The organism is Cytobacillus sp. IB215665, from assembly GCF_033963835.1.
GTDB lineage: Bacteria > Bacillota > Bacilli > Bacillales > SM2101 > Nanhaiella.
Window position 1 is genome coordinate 311,520 of record NZ_JAXBME010000003.1, and the last position, 24,631, is coordinate 336,150.

General features: G+C 32.6%; 21 protein-coding genes. 5 read left to right on the plus strand and 16 right to left on the minus strand.

All coding sequences use genetic code 11. The features are described from left to right. Nucleotides 1-471: 471 nt before the first annotated feature. Nucleotides 472-1,398 (plus strand): DMT family transporter, encoded by a 927-nt coding sequence (locus SLH52_RS05695; protein WP_320208313.1) that lies wholly within the window; start codon nt 472-474, stop codon nt 1,396-1,398. 373 nt (nt 1,399-1,771) lie between these two features. Here SLH52_RS05695 and SLH52_RS05700 read toward each other — a convergent pair whose 3' ends face one another. The 3 genes from SLH52_RS05700 to SLH52_RS05710 form a co-directional block, all read right to left on the minus strand. Beyond that, on the minus strand, nt 1,772-3,658 hold the full coding sequence (locus SLH52_RS05700; protein ID WP_320208314.1) for an LTA synthase family protein: 1,887 nt from the start codon (nt 3,656-3,658) through the stop codon (nt 1,772-1,774). A gap of 339 nt (nt 3,659-3,997) precedes the next feature. Next, nucleotides 3,998-4,447, minus strand: coding sequence for an NUDIX hydrolase (locus tag SLH52_RS05705; RefSeq protein ID WP_320208315.1), 450 nt, complete (start codon nt 4,445-4,447; stop codon nt 3,998-4,000). A 67-nt stretch (nt 4,448-4,514) separates the two neighbouring features. Next, on the minus strand, nt 4,515-4,916 hold the full coding sequence (locus SLH52_RS05710) for a hypothetical protein (protein ID WP_320208316.1): 402 nt from the start codon (nt 4,914-4,916) through the stop codon (nt 4,515-4,517). Nucleotides 4,917-5,196: 280 nt separating this feature from the next. Between SLH52_RS05710 and SLH52_RS05715 the strand changes: the two genes are divergently transcribed. Beyond that, on the plus strand, nt 5,197-6,087 hold the full coding sequence (locus tag SLH52_RS05715; RefSeq protein ID WP_320208317.1) for a S41 family peptidase: 891 nt from the start codon (nt 5,197-5,199) through the stop codon (nt 6,085-6,087). Between the two features lie 198 nt (nt 6,088-6,285). Here the strand turns inward: SLH52_RS05715 and SLH52_RS05720 are convergent, their stop codons facing one another. The 11 genes from SLH52_RS05720 to SLH52_RS05770 all read right to left on the minus strand — a co-directional run bounded on the left by SLH52_RS05720 (nt 6,286) and on the right by SLH52_RS05770 (nt 19,550). After that, a complete protein-coding gene (locus tag SLH52_RS05720) occupies nt 6,286-9,411 on the minus strand; it encodes an MMPL family transporter (protein WP_320208318.1) in 3,126 nt (1,041 codons plus the stop codon). A 103-nt stretch (nt 9,412-9,514) separates the two neighbouring features. After that, nucleotides 9,515-10,861, minus strand: a complete 1,347-nt coding sequence (locus tag SLH52_RS05725) for a HAMP domain-containing sensor histidine kinase (protein ID WP_320208319.1) — start codon at nt 10,859-10,861, stop codon at nt 9,515-9,517. Continuing rightward, nucleotides 10,858-11,559 carry a response regulator transcription factor gene (locus SLH52_RS05730; RefSeq protein WP_320208320.1) on the minus strand — a complete coding sequence of 234 codons (702 nt, stop codon included), beginning with the start codon at nt 11,557-11,559 and terminating at the stop codon, nt 10,858-10,860. The genes SLH52_RS05725 and SLH52_RS05730 overlap by 4 nt, the downstream gene beginning before the upstream one ends. A gap of 958 nt (nt 11,560-12,517) precedes the next feature. Beyond that, nucleotides 12,518-13,393 carry a phosphotransferase family protein gene (locus tag SLH52_RS05735; protein WP_320208321.1) on the minus strand — a complete coding sequence of 292 codons (876 nt, stop codon included), beginning with the start codon at nt 13,391-13,393 and terminating at the stop codon, nt 12,518-12,520. Nucleotides 13,394-13,470: 77 nt separating this feature from the next. Continuing rightward, the gene (locus tag SLH52_RS05740) at nt 13,471-14,112 is read right to left on the minus strand and encodes a pyridoxamine 5'-phosphate oxidase family protein (protein WP_320208322.1); all 642 of its coding nucleotides are present in this window, start codon (nt 14,110-14,112) and stop codon (nt 13,471-13,473) included. Nucleotides 14,113-14,737: 625 nt separating this feature from the next. Continuing rightward, nucleotides 14,738-14,890, minus strand: a complete 153-nt coding sequence (locus tag SLH52_RS05745; RefSeq protein WP_320208323.1) for a hypothetical protein — start codon at nt 14,888-14,890, stop codon at nt 14,738-14,740. A 160-nt stretch (nt 14,891-15,050) separates the two neighbouring features. Next, complete coding sequence (locus tag SLH52_RS05750; RefSeq protein WP_320208324.1) at nt 15,051-15,911, minus strand: arylamine N-acetyltransferase; 861 nt, start codon at nt 15,909-15,911, stop codon at nt 15,051-15,053. Between the two features lie 342 nt (nt 15,912-16,253). Next, nucleotides 16,254-16,859, minus strand: a complete 606-nt coding sequence (locus SLH52_RS05755) for a hypothetical protein (protein ID WP_320208325.1) — start codon at nt 16,857-16,859, stop codon at nt 16,254-16,256. Nucleotides 16,860-16,965: 106 nt separating this feature from the next. Next, a complete protein-coding gene (locus SLH52_RS05760) occupies nt 16,966-17,688 on the minus strand; it encodes a DUF421 domain-containing protein (RefSeq protein ID WP_320208326.1) in 723 nt (240 codons plus the stop codon). Nucleotides 17,689-18,008: 320 nt separating this feature from the next. After that, the gene (locus SLH52_RS05765; RefSeq protein WP_320208327.1) at nt 18,009-18,596 is read right to left on the minus strand and encodes an NAD(P)H-dependent oxidoreductase; all 588 of its coding nucleotides are present in this window, start codon (nt 18,594-18,596) and stop codon (nt 18,009-18,011) included. 189 nt (nt 18,597-18,785) lie between these two features. Next, nucleotides 18,786-19,550, minus strand: coding sequence for a hypothetical protein (locus tag SLH52_RS05770; RefSeq protein WP_320208328.1), 765 nt, complete (start codon nt 19,548-19,550; stop codon nt 18,786-18,788). Between the two features lie 172 nt (nt 19,551-19,722). On the opposite strand from SLH52_RS05770, the gene SLH52_RS05775 reads away from it, so the two are divergent. Both SLH52_RS05775 and SLH52_RS05780 read left to right on the plus strand, forming a co-directional pair. Beyond that, nucleotides 19,723-20,157, plus strand: a complete 435-nt coding sequence (locus tag SLH52_RS05775; RefSeq protein ID WP_320208329.1) for an Rrf2 family transcriptional regulator — start codon at nt 19,723-19,725, stop codon at nt 20,155-20,157. 626 nt (nt 20,158-20,783) lie between these two features. Beyond that, nucleotides 20,784-20,915, plus strand: coding sequence for a hypothetical protein (locus SLH52_RS05780; protein WP_320208330.1), 132 nt, complete (start codon nt 20,784-20,786; stop codon nt 20,913-20,915). A 554-nt stretch (nt 20,916-21,469) separates the two neighbouring features. Here the strand turns inward: SLH52_RS05780 and SLH52_RS05785 are convergent. Continuing rightward, nucleotides 21,470-21,823, minus strand: a complete 354-nt coding sequence (locus SLH52_RS05785) for a YlbF family regulator (protein ID WP_214483400.1) — start codon at nt 21,821-21,823, stop codon at nt 21,470-21,472. Nucleotides 21,824-22,006: 183 nt separating this feature from the next. Beyond that, nucleotides 22,007-23,146: a DUF445 domain-containing protein gene (locus tag SLH52_RS05790; protein ID WP_320208331.1), complete on the minus strand. Its 1,140-nt coding sequence runs from the start codon at nt 23,144-23,146 to the stop codon at nt 22,007-22,009. Nucleotides 23,147-23,247: 101 nt separating this feature from the next. Here SLH52_RS05790 and SLH52_RS05795 point away from each other — a divergent pair, with 101 nt between their 5' ends. Continuing rightward, entirely contained in the window at nt 23,248-24,630 is a 1,383-nt protein-coding gene (locus tag SLH52_RS05795) for a YheC/YheD family protein (protein WP_320208332.1), read from the plus strand. Nucleotide 24,631 lies beyond the last annotated feature (1 nt).

Below are 24,631 nucleotides of genomic sequence, written 5' to 3' on the forward strand. Positions count from 1 at the left end.
TTATAACTGTGGACTGTGTTTGTAATATGAGAAAAATATAATGTTATAAAATGGTATTTCATATTAATTATATCAATATATTATTTGTATTGTTATATGTTTTATTACCTTTTTTAGCTTAGTTCCGCAATAAGTAACCAAAAATATTGACAAATCATGGCAAGTTAATAACATATAAGTAAAAGCTGTTTACGTGTTTTTTGTACTAACGTAAACAACTAGTGTTCTTTGCATTTCATATGAAAAACAATGACATATAAATAAAAATACTATTTTTAGGGAAGGATGACAAAAAGTTTACGAAAAAGCGTAAGCAAATAGGTCAGTCGCAACGGTAGTTTTTATGTAGATATTAACTGGATGAGTACCTCAGGCTAAAGTAGTAGATCATGTTCATCCTATTCATTGATGTACGATAAGCTTCCTTTAAGTATGCTATACATAAGAGATAGTAACTAGGGGGAATGAAAGATGAAACAATACAATCTATTACCTATTCTTGCTGGTGTATTAAGTGCTGGCATAGTCGGTTTCAGCTTTTTATTTTTAAAAAATATTGTAAGTGAAACGTCACCTTTAGCTATATTATCCTACCGTTTTACGATTGCATTTATTGTCATGACTGCATTTGTTTTATTAAAAGTAATACGTGTAGATTTTCGACATAAACCCATACTCCCGCTAATATTATTCTCAATCGTTCAACCTGTACTTTCTTTTTCATTTCAAACTTATGGAATGAAATATGCTTCTTCAAGTGAAGCAGGTATTATTACAGCATTAGTCCCCATTTTTGTCATGCTATTCGCAGCTACCATGTTAAAAGAAAGCACGACAATAATACAGAAAGCTTCTATTCTGCTTTCTGTAGGAGGCGTAAGTTACATTACTGTTATGAAAGGCGTTGACGGTGAAGCAAATTTGCTTGGTATTATACTCATCTTTTTATCTGTTGTATCAATGGCTTTGTATACAGTATTGGCAAGGAAGTTCTCTAAACAATTTTCACCAATCGAATTAACGTATGCAATGATGGGCATGGGCATGTTCATGTTTAACTTAGTACTTTTTGTCTCACCTGAAAAAGCTGACTTTACAGTTTTATTAAAAGTTAATTTTGTTTTACCGATGTTATACTTAGCGATTTTATCTTCTGTAGTTACATCTTTCTTAAGCAATTACATGGTATCTAGAATGAAAGCTTCACAGTCGGTTGTCTTCATGAACCTTTCAACAATTGTAAGTATACTTGCAGGTGTTTTCATTCTACATGAAACGTTTTACACTTATCACTTGATCGGCACTGTTATGATTATCATAGGTGTTGTCGGAGCAAATATAAAAGGCATAAATATGCCTAAACAAATGACGCAAAAATCAACTGTCATTCATGACTAAACGCCCATATATCTTATTGCTTTCAGCTGAAAAGAATAGCTTTGGCAGAGGTATTGAATAGAAAAATGGAATTTTATTGTTTTTCCGAAGATAAGATTCGTTATGTCTTAATGCAATGTTGTTTTCGGAGTAGTACTAAGATATAAACACGTACACAACTAACAATCGGGACACCTTTATTGCTATAAACCCCTTGTAGTAAGGATAAAACCTCATCTTAGCAACAATTTTACAAAAACAAGCAAAATAAAAAAGTCATGCAAGTAGCTTTTAGCTAATGTGCATGACTTTTTATATTTAAATTCACTAACCACTACTAATAGGTGTCACATTGAAGCTTTAATCAAATACCCGTACTTTCCAAGAGGCTTCATCATTGACCAGTTAAAGCTTCATTATATGATGTCCCTTCATAGAACCTTAATAAGTCTCCATAAACAATGTTATCTGAGTATTCTAGCTCATGTTTTACTTTTTCTTCATATGGTTCACAGTTGGAACTAGTCGTCTTTGCTCCAGTATGTTTGTCAAAACATATAGATTTTGTATATATATAATCCTCCGTTATAAAGCTTCCATCTCTCAAGACAGTAAGATCACTCTTTTTTGTTGAGAAGATATCGGCACCAAAATGAACGTCATTTTTTGTTTCAATCCCCAATAAGTGCAAAAGTGTCGGCTTCACATCAATTTGTCCTGATACTTTCGAAACTACAAGTGGACTTTCATCGGTAATTCCTGGTATATGAATTATTAAAGGGACTTTTTGTAAATTCACTACATCAAATGGTGTCATTTCTTTTCCTAAAAACTCCCCCATAGCTCTTTTATGATTTTCGGATATTCCGTAGTGATCACCATAGAATACGAGAATGGAATTTTCATATATGGCTTCTTGCTTTAGTAATTCAACGAAATCTTTAAGTGCCTCATCCATATATCGTACAGTTGGAAAATATCGATTAACTGTTCGGCTATTAGACGTAAATTCATCTACCATCTTATCCTCTTCATCAAGTACAAACGGAAAATGATTTGTTAACGTAATAAACTTTGTATAAAACGGCTGCGTTAGTGTCTTTAATATATCTACAGATTGGGAAAAAAACTCTACATCCTTTAATCCCCAGCCAATAGAATTACTCTCATTAACATCAAAATCGATTAATGAGAAATAACGATCATAGCCTAGGTTAGGGTACATCACATCTCTATTCCAAAAACTTTTTTTATTCGCATGGAATACAGCTGAATAATAATTTTCTTCTTTCAAGATTTCTGGTGTCGCACTATATTCATTTTCTGAATGAGTAAAGAATACTGCTCCTCTACCTAGAGGATATAATGAATTCTCAACTAAAAACTCACTATCAGAAGTTTTCCCCTGTCCGGTTTGATGATAAAAATTATCAAAATAATAGCTTTCTTTCACAAAATCATTTAAAAAAGGCGTAATTTCTTCCCCGTTAATGGTTTCATTTATCACAAAGTTTTGCAAAGATTCCATTGAAACGATTATCACATTACGACCTTTTGCGATACCAAAAAAGTCTTGATTTGGTTCTTTGTAATTTGCATTTATATAATTTTCTATTTCAACAAACTCACTACTATCTGCAAATGCTCTTTGTGCTTTTGTTTTAGATGTTAACAAAAGATCGTAAATGTGGTAATTGTATGACCCGATGTTCTTCACTAATATTTCTCTGTCAAATGTACGCGTTAACAGCTGCGGTCTTTCTGTTTCCGCAAGCACTAAATTTACTAAAGTAATGCTTGCAACTAATATGAAATAAGCTCGTTTATCTTTCTTTGTATAAATTATTTCATTGGACATCTTATTACTATGACGAATAATGAAATATAACACAAGCACATCGACAAACATAAAAATATCAGTAACATGCAATAGCTCAAAAATGCTATTATGTAGATCCTTTATATTGCTAGTTTGGAAAAGTAATGGCATTGTAATAAAATCTGAAAATTCTCTATAATATAATACATTCGCATATAACGTGAATGAAACTATGAAGCTTGTAACTATTAAATAACGATTACGTTTCTTGATATTAATAAACAGTGCAATTCCAAAAATAATAAGTAAAAAGCTTAATGGATTTATAAACAGGATAAATTCTTGCTTCCAAGATTCAATCTTTAAATCGAAGCTAGTTTTATAGACAATATATGTCTTAAACCATAATAAAGTTGTTGCGGCGAATACGAATGACATCTTTAACAATGATGATTTATTCATCCCTAAATTCCTCCCAAATTCATGGCACCTACAAAGGGAATTTTTGTATTTTTATTTATGATTTTAGCATTGTTATATATTGTTTTCTACCCATAATTTACTAAAATAATACCTTTTTAGAATGGAGGTATCCTATGTTACAGTTATAAATCCTCATGTATGTACTATGAAATATTAGACGTCTACAACTCACATTTGTTACACCTTTTTTTATTTTTCTGATACCAATGTCAGAACACATCTATCAGTTAAAAGTGTTTTCGCATTCATTGTTACTTAGTAAACATCATCAAGGGGATTGTTAATTAAGTAAATAACAGCAATGTATTTAAAAATAAACTAGATAAAAGCTAAAATTTGTATATCTACAAGATCAATATATCCAATATCCTCCTTACAGTCCCATAGCATAATTTCTGAAGTTTCATCGTTATCTATGAAAGGTTGCAATTTATTTACTTTTGAGTAATAAACAGGATTATACTTTACTTCTCCACTATATTTATTTTTGACCTTAAGTAAACCTTTAAATGATAAATCATTTACTTCTTGTCCTGTTTCCTCAAACAACTCTCTTATAGCACACTGCTTCGGGGTTTCACCTTCTTCCCTTCTACCTGCAGGTATCTCCCATTGATTTCTCCATTTGTTATAGCATAAAAGAATGTGCTCTCCACATATGATTACCGCAAAAGAACCGCTAAGCGGTTCATATTTTTTCATCTGTACTTCGTTGCATTTAATAAAATCAAGATACTGTAAACCGCTTTTATTTTCAATAATTTTCAATTTAGTTCCTCCTGTCCTGAAGACTCAAGCTCAAGCTGTATTTCTATAGTAAACAGCTTTTATTAGCTTAGCTTTCACCATCAAACACTATTAGGTTACTAATGAAAAATTTCCTTATTTGCTCAACTCCATAATCCGTCTTCCAAGAAGCTGAAATGATCATTTCATCAAAGGCTTTTGTAATATCATTCTCTGTTAAGCCCTTCGCATAAAAGACAAAATCGTGATTATATGTTGAGTTAGTTTGAAAACTACCTTTACCGTACCAATACCTCTGCTCGTCAATAGCATTAATTGCATTTTTCCATTCTCCATATTCTGGGGTATCAATATTTAAGTCTATAACGTTATGCTTAGAGTTTATTTCAAAGTGAAATATCAATTTTCTAAAATCATTTATTGTTGGATTGACTAAACCTCCTGTTCCTACATATTGATATTCTTCTTCAGTTAAATTTGCTACGTTCACTTTAATCTGAAAACTTGGCTCTTTGAATTGGTTACAAGCAGCTAGTAATAAACAGCATAAAAAAAGTACTAGCTTTTTAATTGTGTGTACCCCCTTTACAAACCACCAGGAATATTTTGTAATTTATATAAATAAGTTTATCATAAAAAAATAACTTTCTTTTTATTTATAATTTTTTAAATAATTAGTTTTTATAATATTTTGATGATAAAATCAAAAGTAAAGCCTTGTTCAACAAGGTACAGAAGCGAAAACAATTATAATAGATGGAGGTTATTCGATGGACAAAGATATATTATTTAATCACTTTTCAACAGCGATAGAACTGTTAGAGCAGCATTACGTTGTTGCATCTAAAAAAGAAAAATTACTAAGTGGCTTACGCGAAAAGAATTCTGACGATTTTAAAAATATTAAATCCCTAAGCGAATTTGCTACATTTGTAACAGAGATGTTGATGCAGCTTAGTGGAGACAAGCATTTATACATTGAATTATTCACTAATCAAGAAGACGGTAACTTTCTAGAGGAGGATTGGCTAAAAAAAGAACTGGAATCAGAAAGAACAAACAACTTTGGGTTTACCGAGGTAAAGGTTATGCCAAATAATATCGGTTACATGAAAATAACACAGTTTATGAATCCTGATAGAGGTATAGATACAGCCATTGCAGCGATGAAAATGTTAGAAAATACGGATGCAACGATTATTGATTTACGTCACAATCGTGGGGGGTATGGAGAGCTAGGAGAATACATACTTAGCTATTTTTTTGATGATGAACCTATACTACTATCTACTACTCATGATATGAATATAAAAGATTTCCAAACTTTCACCCATCCTTTTGTTGTTGGCAAACGCAAACTAAATCATCATCCACTTTACATATTAATTAACTGTAAAACTGGATCAGCAGCTGAGTACTTTACTTATGTACTCCAAGCTCATGAGAAAGCAATTATTGTAGGTGAACCTTCAGCAGGAGCTGCAAATAGAAATACGTATTATCCATTAACTGATGGAATAAGACTATCTATTTCAACTGGGGAACCTATTGTTGAAATAACCGGTTCTAACTGGGAGGGCGAAGGTATCATACCAAATATCAAATGTGCTCCTGAAGATGCCTTAGACAAAGCTATAGCACATTTACAACAAAGTGAATGAAGATTAATAGCTATCTGACCAAGCTAACTTTTTTATAACTAGCCTATATGTCGTTAAGTATAAGGACATTCTATCCTTTTAATGAATTGCAGTATTCTTTAAAAGGATGAATGTCCACTTGTGTCTTCGTTAAATCTATCATTCAAAGCAACTCATTTAACCGCTTCCATATTCAGAAAAGTGGCATGGAAATAGTTATCAATCTGTTAAACTTTTAGACCTATTAGTTTTGGTGAAATGATTCCTATTCATTTTGGTTTGCAAAGAAATAAGTGCTGGTATAAAAACAGGTAGCATAATGACAGTCAGGAGTGTTAAACCAATGATTACTACAGTAGCCATTTGAGTTAACGACAGCACACCTGCTGGATACATTGCTGCAAACGTTCCACATAAAATTGTAGCAGCTGAAATAACGACTTTACCCATTTGTTTTTTAGCAATTACTAATGCTTCAATTGTTGTATGTTCAATATTTTCTTTAAATCTCATCATTAAGAAAATACTATAATCTACTCCAAGTGCTATGATCATAATGAATGAAAAGAATGGAATGGTCCAAGACAATCCACTATATCCGAATACATGAACAAAAAGTAAGTCAGTCATTGATAGAGCTGTATAATAACTTAAAATGAGTGATGCAATAATAAATATTGGTATCCAAAAGGCTCTCATAATTAAGACGAGTACGACGAAAATTCCTACTAACATTAAAATAATTGTGCGAGAAAAGTCATCGTTTGCCATCATATTTAAATCGTTATTAATTGAAGAAATTCCACCTATTGCATACGTTGTGCCCTTTATGTTAGAAGATACTAGTTCACTTTCAATGACAGAGCTTAGTTGATTAATGACTGAAATTGCTTCTGTTGAATACGGATCTACAGATAACTCAACTGTCAATTTGAACGTACTTCTATTATCAGACATGTACGTATTTAGGACATCCTGATATTCTCCTTCAAGTAATTCTTCAGGAATAAAGAACGAAGAAGGTGCTTCCGCTTGTGTTACCTCATCTAAATAGTCGGTTGCATCGTGAAGTCCTACTGAAATTTCGTTTAACCCTTCTGAGCTTTTAGAGAGACCTTTTTCTAATTCATTCATTCCAGAAGATAATTCCTCTAGTTCATTCTTCAGTTGTTGCTGACCATCATTGATCATTAAAATTCCATTTTCTATCCCTTCCATATTTGTTATGATTGCTGATTGTCCTTGGCTGCCTATTTCTAAGCCATCAGCAAGCTCTGAAGCTGCTTGGGTCAATTCACTCGATGCAGTAACTAATTGAGTATGTCCTGCAATGATTTTCTCAAGGCCTTCGTTTGCTTGAGCAAACAAATCATTAGTCGAAGAAAATCGATTGTTTAGCTCAATCAAACCATCTGTTAAAGCTGTAGACTGTACTGCTAACGTATCAATGGCTGTATTCAGTGCCAACATATTTGGGTCAGATTCCACTTCTGGGTATGCACTTTCAATTTGAATAACTAAGCTTTGCATTTCATTTGTTGTTGACTGAATGAATGCTAATTGCTTTTCCAAATTATCGTAATCATATGCAAATGAACCATACCCACTTTGAAGCTGTTCATAGTTTGCAAGTACCCCTGCCAATGATGTATCTAGCTTTGTTAAATTATTTTCTAAAGTTGCTACAGCATTTGCTAATTCTCTTGCTCCATGTACTCCAATTTCTGAGCCATTATTAACTTGCTGTAATGCATTTGTAAGCTGGTTCATATTATTTGCAACTTCTTCAGTGCCATTAATGAGCCTATCTAAATCAGCAAAATCTTTTGGTGACGAGAAATTCTCATTCGCACCTGATAATCCATTTGCAATTTCCGATAGTCCATCGTTAGCTGTTGATAAACCTTCGTTCACTTCACCTACTTGATCTTCAATATATAGCTCTGCTATTTTCTCTCCTTGTGGTCTTGTTGGACCGTATACTGTTTCCACTCCCTCTATATTCATAAGTGATGCAGTTAAATCATCGATGAGAGCTAACTTTTCATTAGAATCTAAGCTTTCATCAGCATCAATAACCACCGTAGTAGGTAATGCTTTACCAGGTGAGAATTTTTCAGCAAGAATGTTAAATCCTTGTACTGATTCATACGTATCATTTACTTCATCTATACTGTTATACGATAACTCTCCTTTAGACAATAGTAAAAATGGGATCGTAATCATAGCTACAATAATAATTGAAATAAGCGGACGAGCAATTGAAAACTTTCCTAATGTAGACCATAGTCTGCTTTCACTATGCCCTTTCTGCTTTTGCACTGGCCAGAACATGAATTTACCAATTACACTCATAAAAAATGGCATCATTGTGTATAACACAAGTAATAAAGTAGCAACTGACACAGCTACAGCGACAGAGGATTGAAAAACAGAAAACTGAGCAAAACCTAATATACTAAAACCAATAAACACAGCTAAACCACTATATACAACTGTTTTACCAGCTGTTCTGTATGTGGTGACTATCGCTTCTGTTATTTCTTGATCATTACTTAGCTCTTCCTTAAACCTGCTTAATAGTAAAATATTATAGTCCGTACCAATACCGAATAAAACTAAGATTAAAAATGTCTGTGTAGTTGTTGAAAATGGGAAATCAAATGCATCAACTAAATGCGCTACAATACTTAATGAGCAAATATAAGTGAGAGCAACGATTAATAATGAAATGATCGGTGTGATTGGAGAACGAAATACGACAATTAGTACAAGGATAATAAAAATAACTGTAAAAAGTTCGGTTTTTTTAACACCTTCTCCTGTATTCTGAATTTGATCTTCATTAATAAATTCATTACCTGTTAAATAAGTCTTCACCTCACTATCATTTAATTCCTTTTGGATATCTTCACGTACTTCACTCACTTTCTTTCCAGCTTTGTCTACACTGATAACCGCCATTACTGTTGTACCATCTTCAGAAACAAATTGATTTAATAATTCTTCGTTTTTAAAATGTGTAGCGATATGAGTGATCGCTAGTTCTTCTTGTTTGTTCTGTAAATTGGCTATTTGTTGCTCAATGTTATTTAGCTGAGCTGATGTAAGAGGTTCATCTTCATGAAAGACGGCGACGACGTCTATATTTTCTTTACTTGTAGTTGTACCCTTCAAGTCATCTAGTAATTGATTAGACACAACTGATGAATATTCATCTGGTATTTTGGGCTGCCCCTTTTCCCTAACTAAATCATCTAAATTAGGCATCGTTGTTATTAATAAAGCAGATACAATTAACCAAAAAATAATCATTGCCCAACGAAATTTTATAATTGTCTTCATCGAAATCCTCCTTTATTATCCATTCGTCCTTAATTTAACATTGAAAAATAAAACTAAGATGAAATAAAAATAAAAAAAAATAAACGTTTTAATTACAAAACGTTTATTGTTGAAAACGAGAGATAGGTAGTTGTATTTTAATGCCTAACCCACCTAGTCCTTTTGACAGATATGCTGAAATAAAACCGTCATGATTTTCTACGATTGACTTAGCAATCGCTAGTCCTAGTCCTGTACCTCCCTTTTCACGTTGTCTCGATTTTTCAACTGTGTAAAACTTTTGAAACAAGTATGGTATGTGACCTTCATCAACACCTACCCCATTATCTTCTATATTGATTACGATAAATGATTCTTCTATTGTGCCTTTCATAGTAATTTTCAGTTCATTATTATATGCATGTTTAATTGAATTACTTATAATATTTGCAAACAATCTACGAAGAAACTTTTCATTTCCTAGAAAATATGTGTCGTCGTGAAAATCATGATCCCAATGAAAAGAATAATCTAACCCAGCCAACTCGGCTTCGTATTCTTCTCCTATTGACTCAAAAAACTTACCTATTAGAACGTCAAAGCGGTCCATTTCCTGTAGAGCAATTTCATTAGTAGAAAAGATTGAGAATTCATGTACTAACTCTGTCATATACAATGCTTTTTTTTGAGCTAATTTAATGTATTCCTCTTTTTGGTTTGCTGTTTGATGTAATGGCGATACCGCTAGCTGGAGAAACCCATTAATTGATGTTAACGGAGTTTTTAAATCATGTGCTATCGACGACACCATATCAATTTGCTCTCGATATGCACGAAGAAGTCTTGCTTCTAATTCATAAAAGCGATGATAGAGCTCGCCTATTTCACCTTTCCGTGTAGGATGTACCGTTGGAAGCTGTTTATGTAAACTAACCATTTTAAAACGGTTTATTAAATTGGTTATTGGGTTCGTAATTGTCTCGTGAAAATATAGTGTTAATAATATGAATAGAGTAAGATGGGTAAGAACAACAAATATAAAAATATCGATGGCTACTTGGAAAATTGCTTCATTTATTTCGTCGAGCTTACGCTCTATAGACATAAATAAAACGACCTCATTCGTACCTGGTGTTTTAACAGGTAACCACCTATCACCTGTAGAAATTTCTTTTTCTATGGCGTCATACTCAAATAATATTTGCTCAAATGCTGGGTTTGTCAATTTTATCGTTAATTGTTCCCTCCCTCCTAAATCCTTTAAAAATGTCGTCATTTTTTGTTGATCAGGATATAATCTTCCTACTTCTTCAGCAATGTCTTCATGTTTTTCTATAAAACGTTCATTATTTGTGGATAAATCACTAGTAATTGAATCTCGAACATCGAGTTGTATGTACAATAAAACGATAAAAAAGAATACAATACCAAATATTAAAAACAATAATGGAATGTGATATTTTAGCTTCATAGCTTCACACCATCTAAAGTATATTTATAGCCAACACCCCATATCGTTTTTATATAATCATGATTTCTCCCAAGCTTTTTTCGAATATTTTTAATATGTACAGTCACATTGTTTAAATCACCAAAATCATCTCCCCAAACACGCTGATAAATCTGCTCCCTACTAAACACTTGGTTTGGATGTTGAGTGAAGAATAATAAGATTTGAAATTCCTTAGAAGATAATTGTATTTTCTTTCCTTCTAGAAATCCTTCATACGAATTTTCATTTAACTTAAGTGGAGTCTTAGCTGTTGAATGTGTAGGATAACTTTCTGATAACTCTTGTTTTAATCTTCCAATTTTTCGAAAGTGTGCCTTTACCCGCGCAGTTAGTTCATGTACATTAAAAGGTTTTGTTAAATAATCATCTGCTCCTACTTCAAGACCAACGATCTTATCAATATCACGATCTTTTGCACTAAGTAATAAAATCGGCATGTTATGTTGATCGCGTATTTTTTTACATACTTCAATACCATCCATTTCTGGCATCATAATATCTAAAATAACAAAGTCTATTTTTTCTTTATCAATCATTTTCATTGCTTCTATACCAGAGTAAGCAAAAACTGTATTAAACCGCTCATACTTTAATGTTTCCACAATAAGCCTTACGATATCTTTGTCGTCATCGATGACAAGAACAGTTTTTTCCAAAGATCTCACTCCCGTAACCAATAAGTTATTTTATCCAATTTTAACATTTTAACATGCTAATTACATACCGTCTTCACCATTCATTTTTTCAGTCAAACAATCATTTTATCTAGGATATTACGAAGCTCTATCACACCATTGTGTACTCAATAAACACGCAAATAAATTAACAGTCGATACTAAATGGAAATAAATGTTATAAAAGGCTAATCTTTTCGTATAATTAGGATATTTAAGTTACACATGGAGTTGAGTCAATACAAGTTTGTCCTTATTTGAGGGTGAATGGAAATAGGAATAAAGTCATACAATTTTATCAAAAAGCACTGAATGCTGAATCTTTTCTCACCAATCTTTAGGAGAAATGCTTGAAAACACCCATTATGCTATATCACATGACGATAAAGACTTGGTTGGATACGCTACCTTAAAAATCGGAGACTCAATCCTAATGCTTTCAGATACATATCCAAGTCAGCCCTATCAAATGGGAAATCATGTGAGAATACGTATTACAACATAAGATGTGGAAGAGACCAAGCAAATTTTTGATGGCTTAAAAGAAAATGGTACTGTTCATATGCGATTGAAAGAAATCCCTTTTAGTCCTTGTTACGGAGTTGTAACGGATCAATTTGGTTTTACATTTCAAATTTACACTAAAATTCAAAAATAACCAATTTAGTTAATTATTACTTTTTGATCCCCCTTCGAGATTAGGCGTAAGATATTGAATATAACCACCTATTCCAAAAGTAAACCATGAAAATCTCAAATGTTACGGGGGATCTCTTCATCTTCAGTTTTTATAACCGCAAAATGAATAAGTATATTTCAATTCATTTCCTACATTTATTAATTCAATTGTGTATTATAGAACTTCAATTCTCTTTTTTCAATTGTCATTCACTATGCAAGCGTGAGATCAACTCAATTTCATAATATAGATTAATGTGCATTATTTTATGCTGTCCAGAAAATCAAAAATATCTGTATGCAAGGTCCATGCTAGACGTTTACACCACTCTTCCTGGACTTCTAATGGTGCATGACGTACCCTATTTAAGACTTTCCATACTTTATTAACACAATAACTTTTTAATGTGTTAGAGGATAAGTGAATAGGATTGATTTTTAAATATTCCTTAATAAAATGATTGTTTAATACACTCGCATGCTTTGGATAATGTAACTTAGTGAACCAACATACCCATGCTAAGTCAGATAAAGGATTTCCCCATTCTGACCACTCCCAATCTAAAACAGTATGTACTCTGCCTGAATTGCATAATACGTTATGTATTCCATAATCTCCATGAGTCAATACCCACTCATCCTTTGAGTCATTCATGTTCTTTAATAGTTCTTTAGATTTGTTAATAAGACCTTCAGGTACAAATGCTAGATTTAGATTAAGTTCATTAGCAGTGCTTTCTCTTATTCCATAAGAATTAAAATCGTATTTTAAGGAATGTATATGTTTAGCGAGTGTTTTTCCTAATTCAATATAAATATACTCAGATATCGTTACATTACTATGATCGAGAATTGATTGAGCATTGTCACCTTGTCGATATTCCATTACTGTATATGTAGTTTCATCTGTTTCCAATAATTCATATAACCTCGGAGTTAAATCTGTTTCTCTAGTTAATTCCAAACACTTCACTTCATTAACAATATCTTTATTTAATATCTTACCCATTTTAATAACTATGGTAGGGTTAGTACCTTTTAATAAAAAAACTTCATTCGTATATCCACCAGTTAAAGGAACAGGTGTAAATGCACCGTATTTTTCTTCTAAATGACATTTCAAACTATTACTAATCAAAATATTTAATCACCTTACTTATCACCCATTCTTTTTATCTGAGAAATGTGCCCTATTGTTTATTTAGCAAGATATATTCAATAGAGCCTATTTTTATAGCCCTCTTGTAACTCTTTTGCTACTTGTTCAGAAGTTGCATTTGGTATCTTCGAGTGAGCTACCAACATTTGTGGGACCGATGGAAGTGTCTTTTTAGCATACCATGATTCGGGATTCCATAAATTTGATCGAATAAAGGCTTTTGCACAATGCGCATAGCATTCCTGCACTTCTACTAAAATTCCAAATAACGGAGCACGTCCATTTACTTTACTATTTTCTAATAGTTCAGGGTCACGACAAATATAAGCTTTTCCGTTTATTCTTAACGTTTCTCCTAACCCAGGTATAAAAAATAAGAGTCCTATATTTGGATTTGTAATTATATTATTAGCAGAGTCCATTCTTCGATTTCCTGGTCGTTCTGGAATAAACAAGTGATGATCATCAAGAACAGAAACAAACCCTGGGTAATCTCCTCTTGGTGAAACGTCACATTGTCCTTCTGAATTAGAAGTTGCCAAAGATAGAAATGGAGATTTATCAATAAACTCTCTACAATGGCTATCGATAAATGAAATAACCTTATTAGCAGCTCTGGGGCTCGGGTTGCCTACGAACTGTTGAAAAGATTCGAATTCTTCTCTTGTAGAGATAATATCTTGATATTTTTTACTCATTCAATCACACCTTTAAAAATTGGAATATAGACCCATCATACACCAATAAAATTAAAAGTTCATCAAGGCTTTTATCACATTCATTTATAGCAAACCAAGATTAGACAGTAACTTATATCAATTATAGAACAAAGAAATTCATGCCTATGCCGTTCTAATTTTGCATATAAAAAAGAGCCTTTACTTAAAACTAACACTAGTGACCCTCACTATATATATTATTTTTCTATTTACTTACAAAAATAGTTCGCTATATGTTAAGCGAACTATTTTAAATGAAGACTGTTTTCTCTTTGATTGTTGCTTTTCGTTCTGTATATTAGCACGTATAAAACCTCGTCTTTTCTACTTTTACAATTATTGAGGTTTCATAAAACTCTTCATACTGTATATTTTTAGTAAAAATAGCAACAAATTTTACGAAAAAAGCCTATGTGAATGCTATTTTAAAAATCACTTAATGCGTAATTCCTAAGGATTGTAATAGAGTTTGTCAACTCTTTGGAAAAAGTTAATAAATATGTTTGCAAACATGCATAATCATATCGAAATATTTCCTATTTAAATATTACATTAAAGCAACTTACTATTAATATATCTAACTCTTAGGTTTTTACTGACTGATTTACACGGTTTCTGTCCAAACTCCTACATTTACTTGCCAATTTACACGGTTTACTGTCCAAGTTCCTACATTTACTTGCCAATTCACATCGTTTACTGTCCAAACTCCCACATTTACTTGCCAATTTACACGGTTTACTGTCCAAACTCCCACATTTACTTGCCAATTTACACGGTTTACTGTCCAAACTCCTACATACTTGCCAATTACACGGTTTACTGTCCAAACTAATTATTTAAATATCAATCTTGGCATCTCATCGAACAGTAAGTAAAATCAAAATCTAGCTACTTGAAAAATCTTTTAGTAGCTCTTAACTGTTTTCTACGTGAAATATATCTGTACCTAAATCTCTTAACAAATTGATAGCCTTCCTAACTGGCAATTTTGGTAACATAAACTCTTCAGAAATTATGCTCTCAACTTCCTCAATGTCCTTTAGCTTCCGTACTATTTCTTTATCATCCAGCGTTGTAATTGTTAATTTATTGTTGATTAAAGAAAGTGTACGTCCTTTGTCAATTTGAAACAGATTTACTCGAAGTCGAGTCATAAAAACAGCATCTTTGGAATATGATTTGTGAATCGCTTCATCAAAATCTCCTACTTTACTACGAATGTTAGGATTAAATGACCAGTGGTTATTGACAAATTTCCCATGACGAAAACGTGTAAATCTGTAATAACCTTGTTGTTCATCATCTGGTATTAGTTGAATGTCATCTGCACCAAATGATGAAGAATTTTGCATGTTTTCAAATCGGACTGGCTTCATAATAGGTGCTGCTGATCCAAAATCCAAATATAGTCTTTCATCAGGAAAGTCTGGTAATTGTACTAAAATCGCTATATGACTCTCTCCTAACCTTACATGATAACAGTCATACCCTAATAGTGTTAACAGTTGTAAAGCGTACGGATTAAGTACAAAACACGTTCCACCAAAATCATATTTAAATAGATTATCAACATATTGTTCAACAGAAGGAATGAAATAACCATTTGAATTGTTCCTAGTAGAATAAATTAATTTACTAACATTTTCAAAAGGTAAAAAAGAAAGATGCCTTTTTGAAAACAGCTCTAAAAATTCATATGAAGCTGTGCTAGGTGGTGTCAAATTTAATCGTTCCAAATATCTCCATGCCCAGTTTGGTAGTTGTTGTTGATTCATTCATAACAGCTCCTAAATTGATTTTTGCATACTAAGTGACTCTGGTTAAATATATGAATGAAACACCTTTTATGACTCAATAATACTATGTTCAGTATTAACTTCTCATTCATTTAGCTTAATTCCATTGTACAAAATGGTTCTACAATATCTCATGAGGAGTAAGAATGATATGTCTCTACAACTTTTGAATGACTGTTAAGTGAGCTAAAATTGAGGAGATGTGTTACGAGGTTTTAAAAAAACTGCTCCATCAAATTAAAATAGTGGCAAGATAAGATGATGGAGTTACTATGTTAGCCTTTATAATTGTTAAATGATTCATTAAGAATTGCTGTACAATTAATTCCCTAAACTAAATTTTGCTGACAATAATAGTGGCATTATTTGATTTATCCAACTTCCTTGTTCGTCTGCAAGCAAAGTTCTCCATCCAAGTGTACGAGCCTCTACAAAGTTTTGCTCTTGATCGTCTACAAACAACGTTTCTTTTTCACTGTCTAGCTTAGTTTGAATGGTTGTATATATGGCTTTATGAGGCTTACAATAACCTACTTCACTAGATACTGTAATGCTTTTAACATCATTTTGTATTTCCTTTAAAATTGGCTCAATCCACTCCATACGATGATTGCTTAGTATATGAATGTCAGCAAACTGACTCCATTTAGCAACATGGTGTACAGCAGGGAGTAATTTCAAATGAGATAACAGCATAGGCTTTGCTACTCCTTTTTCAAATGAAGGGTGTTTCATGGACAGACCTGACCAAAATTGGTCCTCTGTTATTTTCCCAGTCCAAAGCCCAGTACGTACACTATTTTTATATTCTATTAGTTTGTCATAATGTATCTTTGATGTTGTAGATAGCTCTTCCCAAAATAAAGGTGATAAATTTGTAGCAAGAACCCCTCCAATATCAAGAACTAGTTGCTTTTGATTAGACAATTTACTATGTAACTCCTCTCATGTTTGACCACATTAAGTATTCATATCATTTTTATAACCTGTAATCCTTCATTTTTCTATAATAAGAAGAAAAGGTTAACTTTTATTAATGGTCAATTGGAGGGATATTTGTTTGTTCATCAACTTTAAGGGAAAATTGGAGCTTATCATTTTGAGATAATGAACAATAAAATATAGTATTTAGATCCGTAATATTCTCAGCTAATAATTTTGTCCTTAACCATGCTTCATCTTTTTTTAGCCATTTCAATAAATCTAATTGAATTTCACCGTCTAAAATAACAGGTATTTCATAATTTTGTCCATTTTTATGTAGACCGAAATCCTCGTTCGTAATTAATTCCTTCATCGGAACCTTTTTAACAGATAAATTACCATCTGCTTCAACAATGGCAATTTCAACATCTTCAACATGAAATACATCTTTTCCACGTAGCATTTGTAATATGTTATCGATTGAGTATTGGATCTTTTTCATATTTTTCATGAGAAATTCACCATTGTATATAACAATAGTCGGTTCAAAGGTCAACAGCTTGCCAATCTTTCTATTTTTCAACTTAACAAGCACGATAGCTTTTTGAAGAATCGCGATTGTAATCATCGCAACCACTGTATGGATATGATCAATCTCTGGATCTGCAATATCTGCCCCAACTACAGCTCCAAAAACGATTACTACAAGAAAATCAAACACTGGCAACTCACCTATTGATCGCTTCCCCATAAAAAGTCCTAGAGCAAGCATTAACGGAAGAATCGTAATAATACGTATAATTACTTTTAAAGAATCCTCCCAAACTTCCACAATATACTCACCTCACATCCCTTACTATCGTTATCCTTTCCATATTAAGGGACAAATTATCCAGTAAAGTATAAAAATGTTGCCCATGATTAGCAGCCAATAACCTTAGATTGCTCAACCTACATATTCGTCACATATGATCTAAGCTTATGATTACTATCATTAAGTACTATCTTGGCTTAAGAATTGAACTATCCAATACTCAACAAACCTCACGACCTTGACAGAAACGGGAGTCTGACCAAAAAATGATAAACAAAAAGTCTTACTATAGATAAGTTTCACATCTATAGTAAGACCATTTATATTCTAATCGTATTTTATCCGAATAATCTAGCAATAATGTGTTCTACATCTACGAGCATTTGCTTTCTAGTATTATCATCAACTGATGGAACAGAACCAAAAAACTTATGCTCAAGTGTTTCAATACCAACAAAATCAAAAATACCATTATCTGTTGTTTGCTTCATTGCTCCAATCATACCAATTTGTTCATAATAATCCTCTGGATGACCAATCGTGTTTAATACTACTGCTTTTTTCCCCGCTAGCAGTTTTTCGTACCCTCCTTGTTCATTCACAGCATAAGCAAAACCGTAGGCAAAAACTCGATCTATATATCCTTTTAGAATAGCTGGAAGTCCAGTCCACCAAATTGGGTAAATCAATGTAATAACATCCGCCCACTTTACATGTTCCTGCTCAGTCTGAATATCATTTGGTGTATTACCAGATTGAAAAGCAGCAAAATCATTTCCACTTAACACTGGTTCAAAATTTAAAGCGTATAAATCGCGAACAACGACTTCATTTCCTTGATCTTCTAGTCTACCTACCACTGTTTCGAGTATAGCATGATTAAAGCTTTGTGGATTTGGGTGTGCATAAATAACTAAGTGCTTCAAAAAAATCTCTCCTTTTATAATTGCTTCTTATTCGGTTTATATTGTTGCCCAAATTGATGAATTGTTAAACAATAACTAGATATTTATATATATTCATTTACATTGAACGTTCAACAGATTTCCTTTACTGTTTGTCAAATAAAGTTAATGGTTATGAATAACAATTTATGAACTGAGAATGCTGTTCATCTAGAACTTGTCGTTATTGTTTTTACGCTCCTCTTCAGGAATAATTGTCTCCATTACATCCCAATGCTCAGCAACCTTACCATTTTCTACTCTGAATAAATCATAGAAAGAGGTGTGAGCACCTGCAAATGTTCCTTCACTAACTGTTAATACAAAATTACCTTGTCCAATAACCATATGAATTTTATCATAGATCATTTCAATACCTTGTTTTGCCATACCTTCAAGTGCAATACCCAATCCAGAAAGGCCATCGGCAATTGCTGGATTATGTTGAATATAGTGATCACCCTCAAAGTAAGAGGTCAGTTTTTCTGGATTATTACCCATTAGTACATCCGAAACAAAGCTTTTAACTAATTCTTTGTTTTCTGCTGTTTTATCCTCATCCTGAATGTCAATCGGACCATCTAGCATTGTATGTCCACTTGGTGTTTTATCTACCTTTTGCTGTAAGTTATCCCAATGTTCAACGATCTGACCGTTTTCAAAACGGAAAATATCAAATCCTACTTTCGGTCCGAAGAAGTCATAATCTGTGTGAGTGACAACAAAGTCACCGTCCACAAGGACTCTCTGTATATTAGCCTTTGTGCCAGCTGCTTTAAGGTCACTTAATGCCCCTAACATGACTTCTCTGCCATTTGGAAAAGTTAAATTATGTTGGATGTATTTATGTGGATTTATAAATTCTTGAATAGCAGTTGAATCTCCATTTTCAAGACTAGTTAATACTTGAATTACTTTTTCTTTATTCGTTGTCATTATAAAGCCTCCTAAAGTTAATTGTAACTATATTGATTACATGTAACTATATTAATTACAATTAGTATGTTTGTCAACACTTTTTAAATTTTTAAGTTATAATAAATACTTGTAATATAATTAGTTACAACTTTATTCTGAAATTAATATATTTATGAGGAAGGTGACTACAATGTCCATAAGCAGTCGTTTTGCTGTTGGAATTCATATACTAGCTCTCATCGAAATAAACAAAGACGGTGTTAGCACTTCAGAATATATAGCAGGAAGTGTAAACACTAATCCTGCAGTCATCCGAAAGATTATGGGGATGCTAAAAAAAGCAGATTTGGTCAAAGTTCAACCAGGTATAGCGGGAGCTGACCTTGCTAGAGATTTATCTCATATTACTTTACTAGACGTTTATAAGGCCGTTAATGTCGTTCAAGAAAAAGAATTATTTAGTGTTCATGAAAGTCCAAATCCAGCTTGTCCAGTGGGAAGAAACATTCAGGATACTATTGCTCCCCTTTTTTCAGTTGCCCAATTAGCTTTAGAAAAAGCTTTAGGAAGTGTAACGATCGAAGATGTTGTTAATGATATTCTTCAAAAGGAAACGGATAATTAACTCTTGTAAATATAATTTTTCATTACCTATAAACACATGTCATCTATGTGAAATGAGTAAACAGCGAGGTGCACATTTATGCACCTCTAATTTTTGGAGTTAGTCTAGTAGTTAATTCTTGTAGAACCTTAACTGATCTATTGTACGTTTTCGTATAATTGAAATTTTCTTTGATTCAAATACTCTCAAACAGCTCCTGTGAACCCAAGGCTTTATCCACTATAAATAACACATGTTTGCCCCGCCGTATACCATCATTGCGTTGAAATGTATCAATGACAAATGGGCAGTCACAAACAATACAATTCTCATCTTTTACTGTAGTTGTATACCTGCACAACATGGACTCACCTTCTAAAAGTACTACTCGTGTACCGACCTATAATAAAGGATAGCTTCAATAAAATTTTTTCAGCTTAATTTCATTTCTATGATTTGTTATATAGACTAGTCAGTAATTTATTTGTGTTTATAAAAAGTTCTGATACGTAAAATAACTTGAACTTATGGAGTATTGGGATGATGATATTTCAGTCTTAAGGATGAGAGAAAAACAATCTAACGGTCGGTTTAAAAAATAGCGCATCGGCTTATACTTAAAGTATCAAAAGTAAAGGGTGATGACAGTGTTAAAAGGAATCATTAGACGCCAACGAAAAAATAAAGTTAATATAGATATATATAAGAAAATTGAAGAAAGAAAGCAAGAAGTGTTGATGAAGGATAGTGCTTCCCCTAAACGTTATTTGATTATTTAAAAAAATTTCGGTTCAAAATCTCTAACCGTAAACTTTGTTGCTATTTGTATCAAATTAGGAGCGTAAAACATGGTTTTATACGTTTGTCATAGGTTTACAGAAGGAAATGTGCTAGGCGTTCTAGTTGTGTAAGTATTTATTCTTAGCTAGAAAACAGCCTTTTAAAGAAGAAAATGCCGTGAACCTTTAGTTATACCGAGTTTATTTCATTGAATAACGATTATTACGTAAACAGCCTAATGCGGGCTGTTTTTTATTGCTCTTTTCGTAAATATTGTTTTGTTATCAAATTAGTACTAAAAAAAGTGATTTTATTTTGTTAGTCATTGTTGTACAGAAGAAAATGATACCACGAACTCTATTTGTGTACGTGTTTACTTCTTAATACGAAGACAACAATCAATGTGAAAACAGCTTTTTTTTAGGAATTGAATTGTAACTAAATATACAATTGAGCAAGTCCCCATACCGTAATGACACTCCATTTTGTAACAATCGAAAACAGGGATGCATAAACTGCATCCCTGTTTCACTGTTCACAACACATAATGATTTTATTGCTCCATATTACCGTATAACTCTTCTAGTGGGTTCATCATTATTTTGGAAAGCTCGCTAATAACCATGCTCATTCTTTGTTCAGCTTCCATGAGTTTTGAGATGGTCGTATGTTGTTGGATTAAAGCAGCTGACTGTTGAGCCTTCTCTACCTCTTCGTCAGAAATATCTTCACCCATCATTTGCTTTTGTTGTAGCATTAGCTGAACTTCACGGAAGTTATCAAACATACGCTTAGCTGAAGCATCATTGTTTACTTCATTATAGAGCTGTTGTAATTGCTTAAAATCCTCACTATTGCGAATTGCTTTCTCTAATTCGTAAGCAACATCATATAAATTATTTGACATTAAATAGCCTCCTAGTTTTTTTTACGATGCGAACTCTTACACTATAACAAACATCTAAAGTATGATTAACACATTCCTTCTTACCTATGAGTATGCAAAATCCATACTAGATGTTATGCATCAGTGCTTGCAATTATCCAATATACACTTTAATTAAGTATACTTTATATCCATTTTGTATAATTACTTAATAAATAATACAATAAAAGCTTGAATTAAACCAATCATACCACCAAGCAATGCCCCTAAATAGGTGATCATTTTAAATTCTCTTCGTGAAATGGATAATACCATTTCTTCTAACCGCTCAACAGGAAATGATTCTACTTGTGTACGTACTATATCTGCTAAATGCAATCGCTCCATCATTCTTTCTGTTCGATTCGCTATAAAATCCGTAGCTAGCTCAACTGTTTTTGGAACCATGTCATTCAGTACCCGATCTTTATACGGCTTTAATACTTCACTTACCTCTTTCTCCATATACACGTTCACAGCTATGCGCTTATGAATGGTTTGCTTTAAGAATGATAATATTTTGTCTCGAGGAATATCTTTTTCTAGTTCTCCTATTTTACGTTCTTGAAGTTTAAGCCATTCATTTTCTAACATGTTGACAACTAATTGTTTTGTGCCGTCATTCTTTAAAAATTTTATTATTTCTGGTTGAACCTTGTCTACCAAGCTTGTGTTGCCAAGAAACATTTGTAGCATGCCTCCTAGCATACCACTTCGACTAGCCAAAAAATCATCAATCATACGTGATAGTCTGTCTTTTCCTTCGCTGCTTTCGAAAAAAACAACACCCTTCGAAATAATATATTCTGTCAATAAAGGAAGCTTATCATTTGCCTTTAATAGTAAGTCAGTCGGTATGACTTCTCGAATAGACTTTTCTCCGTTGTCATTCATCATTTGAATATATTTATTCTCTATAAGCATAGACAATTTATGTTCAACAACTAATGAAGGATTTTCCACACCCATTTTTGTAATTAACTCTTCAATTGTAAAAGTTGAAGAAAATAAACGGTCTCCTTCTTCCTTAACCCACTTCACTGCATCTTCTTGAAAGTTGTTATCTAATAACTTCCTTCGTAAGCTTTCTGGAGTAAGCAAATGATCAACTACCATTCTTCCAAGCTGGTTTGCTAATTCTTCCCTTCGCTTTGGGATTAAGCCTGGAGTAAACGGTAACTGCTTTCCAAATAGATACACCGGATGATAAGGACGAAATAACATTCTAATTGCTAAGGAGTTCGTTATCCCACCAATAGCTGCTCCGATCAAAACCATAGTAAATATTACTAAAACACTTTCCAACATCCATCAACCTTTCATCGTCACAAAATATATAACATTATCATACGATACGATATCAGCGTATGCCTATATAAAATAATGAAATAATGGGGTTTCTTATGATGACAAAGCCATTAAGAGTTCAAATTTCTCCAATAATTACTGAAATACCTACAGAATCAGATACTATTCAAATACCTAAAAGAATATTTGCTCTATTAAAATGTCAAGAGACAATGAATATTACTTGTCACAAGCTTACCAAAAACGCAGAAATCGTTCGTATTGAGGAAAAAGACCTAAATTTATATTTTAGCATACAACTGCTAAATAAGCTTAATTTACCTACAATTCCTTTTACTGCTTCAATAAAACATATACATCAATCGAATGAATTAGAGATTGGCCCCTTCATAGCAATATTAACTGATATTAAAAAGAATGATGATCAATTTACTTTTGGTTCACTCCAATTATATTGCGAAGAGATTGCTCAATATTGTCATAAAGTAGGTGTACTATTTTACACCTTGTCACCCAAAACCTTCCGCAAACAACAAATGAAAGGTTTGATATATAACAATTTAGACAACAACTGGGTTGAGTCATCTGTACCGCTGCCTCATGTTGTACACAATCGAATACATTCAAGAAAAAGCGAGCAATCAACAACTTTTTCAAACGTAAAAGAGGCACTTCATGAATTAAATATACCATTTTTTAACGACCGATATATTAATAAATGGGATGCTTATACTATACTTTCGAATGAAGATTATCTACAACCATACCTTCCAGAGACACTTTTATTGCAAAATAAGCAAGACATTCATGACTTAATAACAAAATTTGATACAGTTTTCATAAAACCTATTCACGGCAGTCAAGGCAAAAGAATTTTTCAAATAAAAAGAAAAGATCATGAATTTATACTTGATTACACAACCTTTACTGCTGAAATAGAACACAAATATGATTCATTTATTACATTATTTAAATCACTTAGACCACGGCTAATCAAAGAAGCATTTGTCGGTCAGCAAGGGTTAAATTTATTAACTGTTGACAATCGTCCAGTTGATTTCCGCATTCTATGTCATTGTAGAAACCATACAGAATGGACTATCACGTCCGCAGTAGCACGCGTTTCTGCTGCTGGTCAATTCGTATCGAACATATATCAAGGAGGAGAATTCATACGTGTTGCAGACTGTTTACAACAGAGCTTTGATCAAACAACTGCTAAACATATTCATAAATTACTGAAAGAGCTAGCAATTGAAATCGCTTCTGTCATAAGTAAAGCAATAGATGGCCTGTATGGTGAATTAGGTATTGATTTAGCAGTAGATAACATGGGGCATCCATGGATTATCGAAATAAATACTAAGCCTTCAAAAAATCATGACCCAAAACGAAAACAAGATACAATTAGACCTTCAGCGAAGGCAATTGTCAATCATTGTCTTAATTTAGCCAATTTTTTTAACGAAGGAGTGAATTAAC

Excerpts from the sequence above, each read along its gene's own strand:
- SLH52_RS05695 (WP_320208313.1), top strand. The coding sequence starts at position 472 with ATGAAACAATACAATCTATTACCTATTCTTGCTGGTGTATTAAGTGCT.
- SLH52_RS05700 (WP_320208314.1), bottom strand. The coding sequence starts at position 3,658 with ATGAATAAATCATCATTGTTAAAGATGTCATTCGTATTCGCCGCAACA.
- SLH52_RS05715 (WP_320208317.1), top strand. The coding sequence starts at position 5,197 with ATGGACAAAGATATATTATTTAATCACTTTTCAACAGCGATAGAACTG.
- SLH52_RS05720 (WP_320208318.1), bottom strand. The coding sequence starts at position 9,411 with ATGAAGACAATTATAAAATTTCGTTGGGCAATGATTATTTTTTGGTTA.
- SLH52_RS05725 (WP_320208319.1), bottom strand. The coding sequence starts at position 10,861 with ATGAAGCTAAAATATCACATTCCATTATTGTTTTTAATATTTGGTATT.
- SLH52_RS05740 (WP_320208322.1), bottom strand. The coding sequence starts at position 14,112 with ATGAGTAAAAAATATCAAGATATTATCTCTACAAGAGAAGAATTCGAA.
- SLH52_RS05750 (WP_320208324.1), bottom strand. The coding sequence starts at position 15,911 with ATGAATCAACAACAACTACCAAACTGGGCATGGAGATATTTGGAACGA.
- SLH52_RS05770 (WP_320208328.1), bottom strand. The coding sequence starts at position 19,550 with ATGACAACGAATAAAGAAAAAGTAATTCAAGTATTAACTAGTCTTGAA.
- SLH52_RS05775 (WP_320208329.1), top strand. The coding sequence starts at position 19,723 with ATGTCCATAAGCAGTCGTTTTGCTGTTGGAATTCATATACTAGCTCTC.
- SLH52_RS05785 (WP_214483400.1), bottom strand. The coding sequence starts at position 21,823 with ATGTCAAATAATTTATATGATGTTGCTTACGAATTAGAGAAAGCAATT.
- SLH52_RS05795 (WP_320208332.1), top strand. The coding sequence starts at position 23,248 with ATGACAAAGCCATTAAGAGTTCAAATTTCTCCAATAATTACTGAAATA.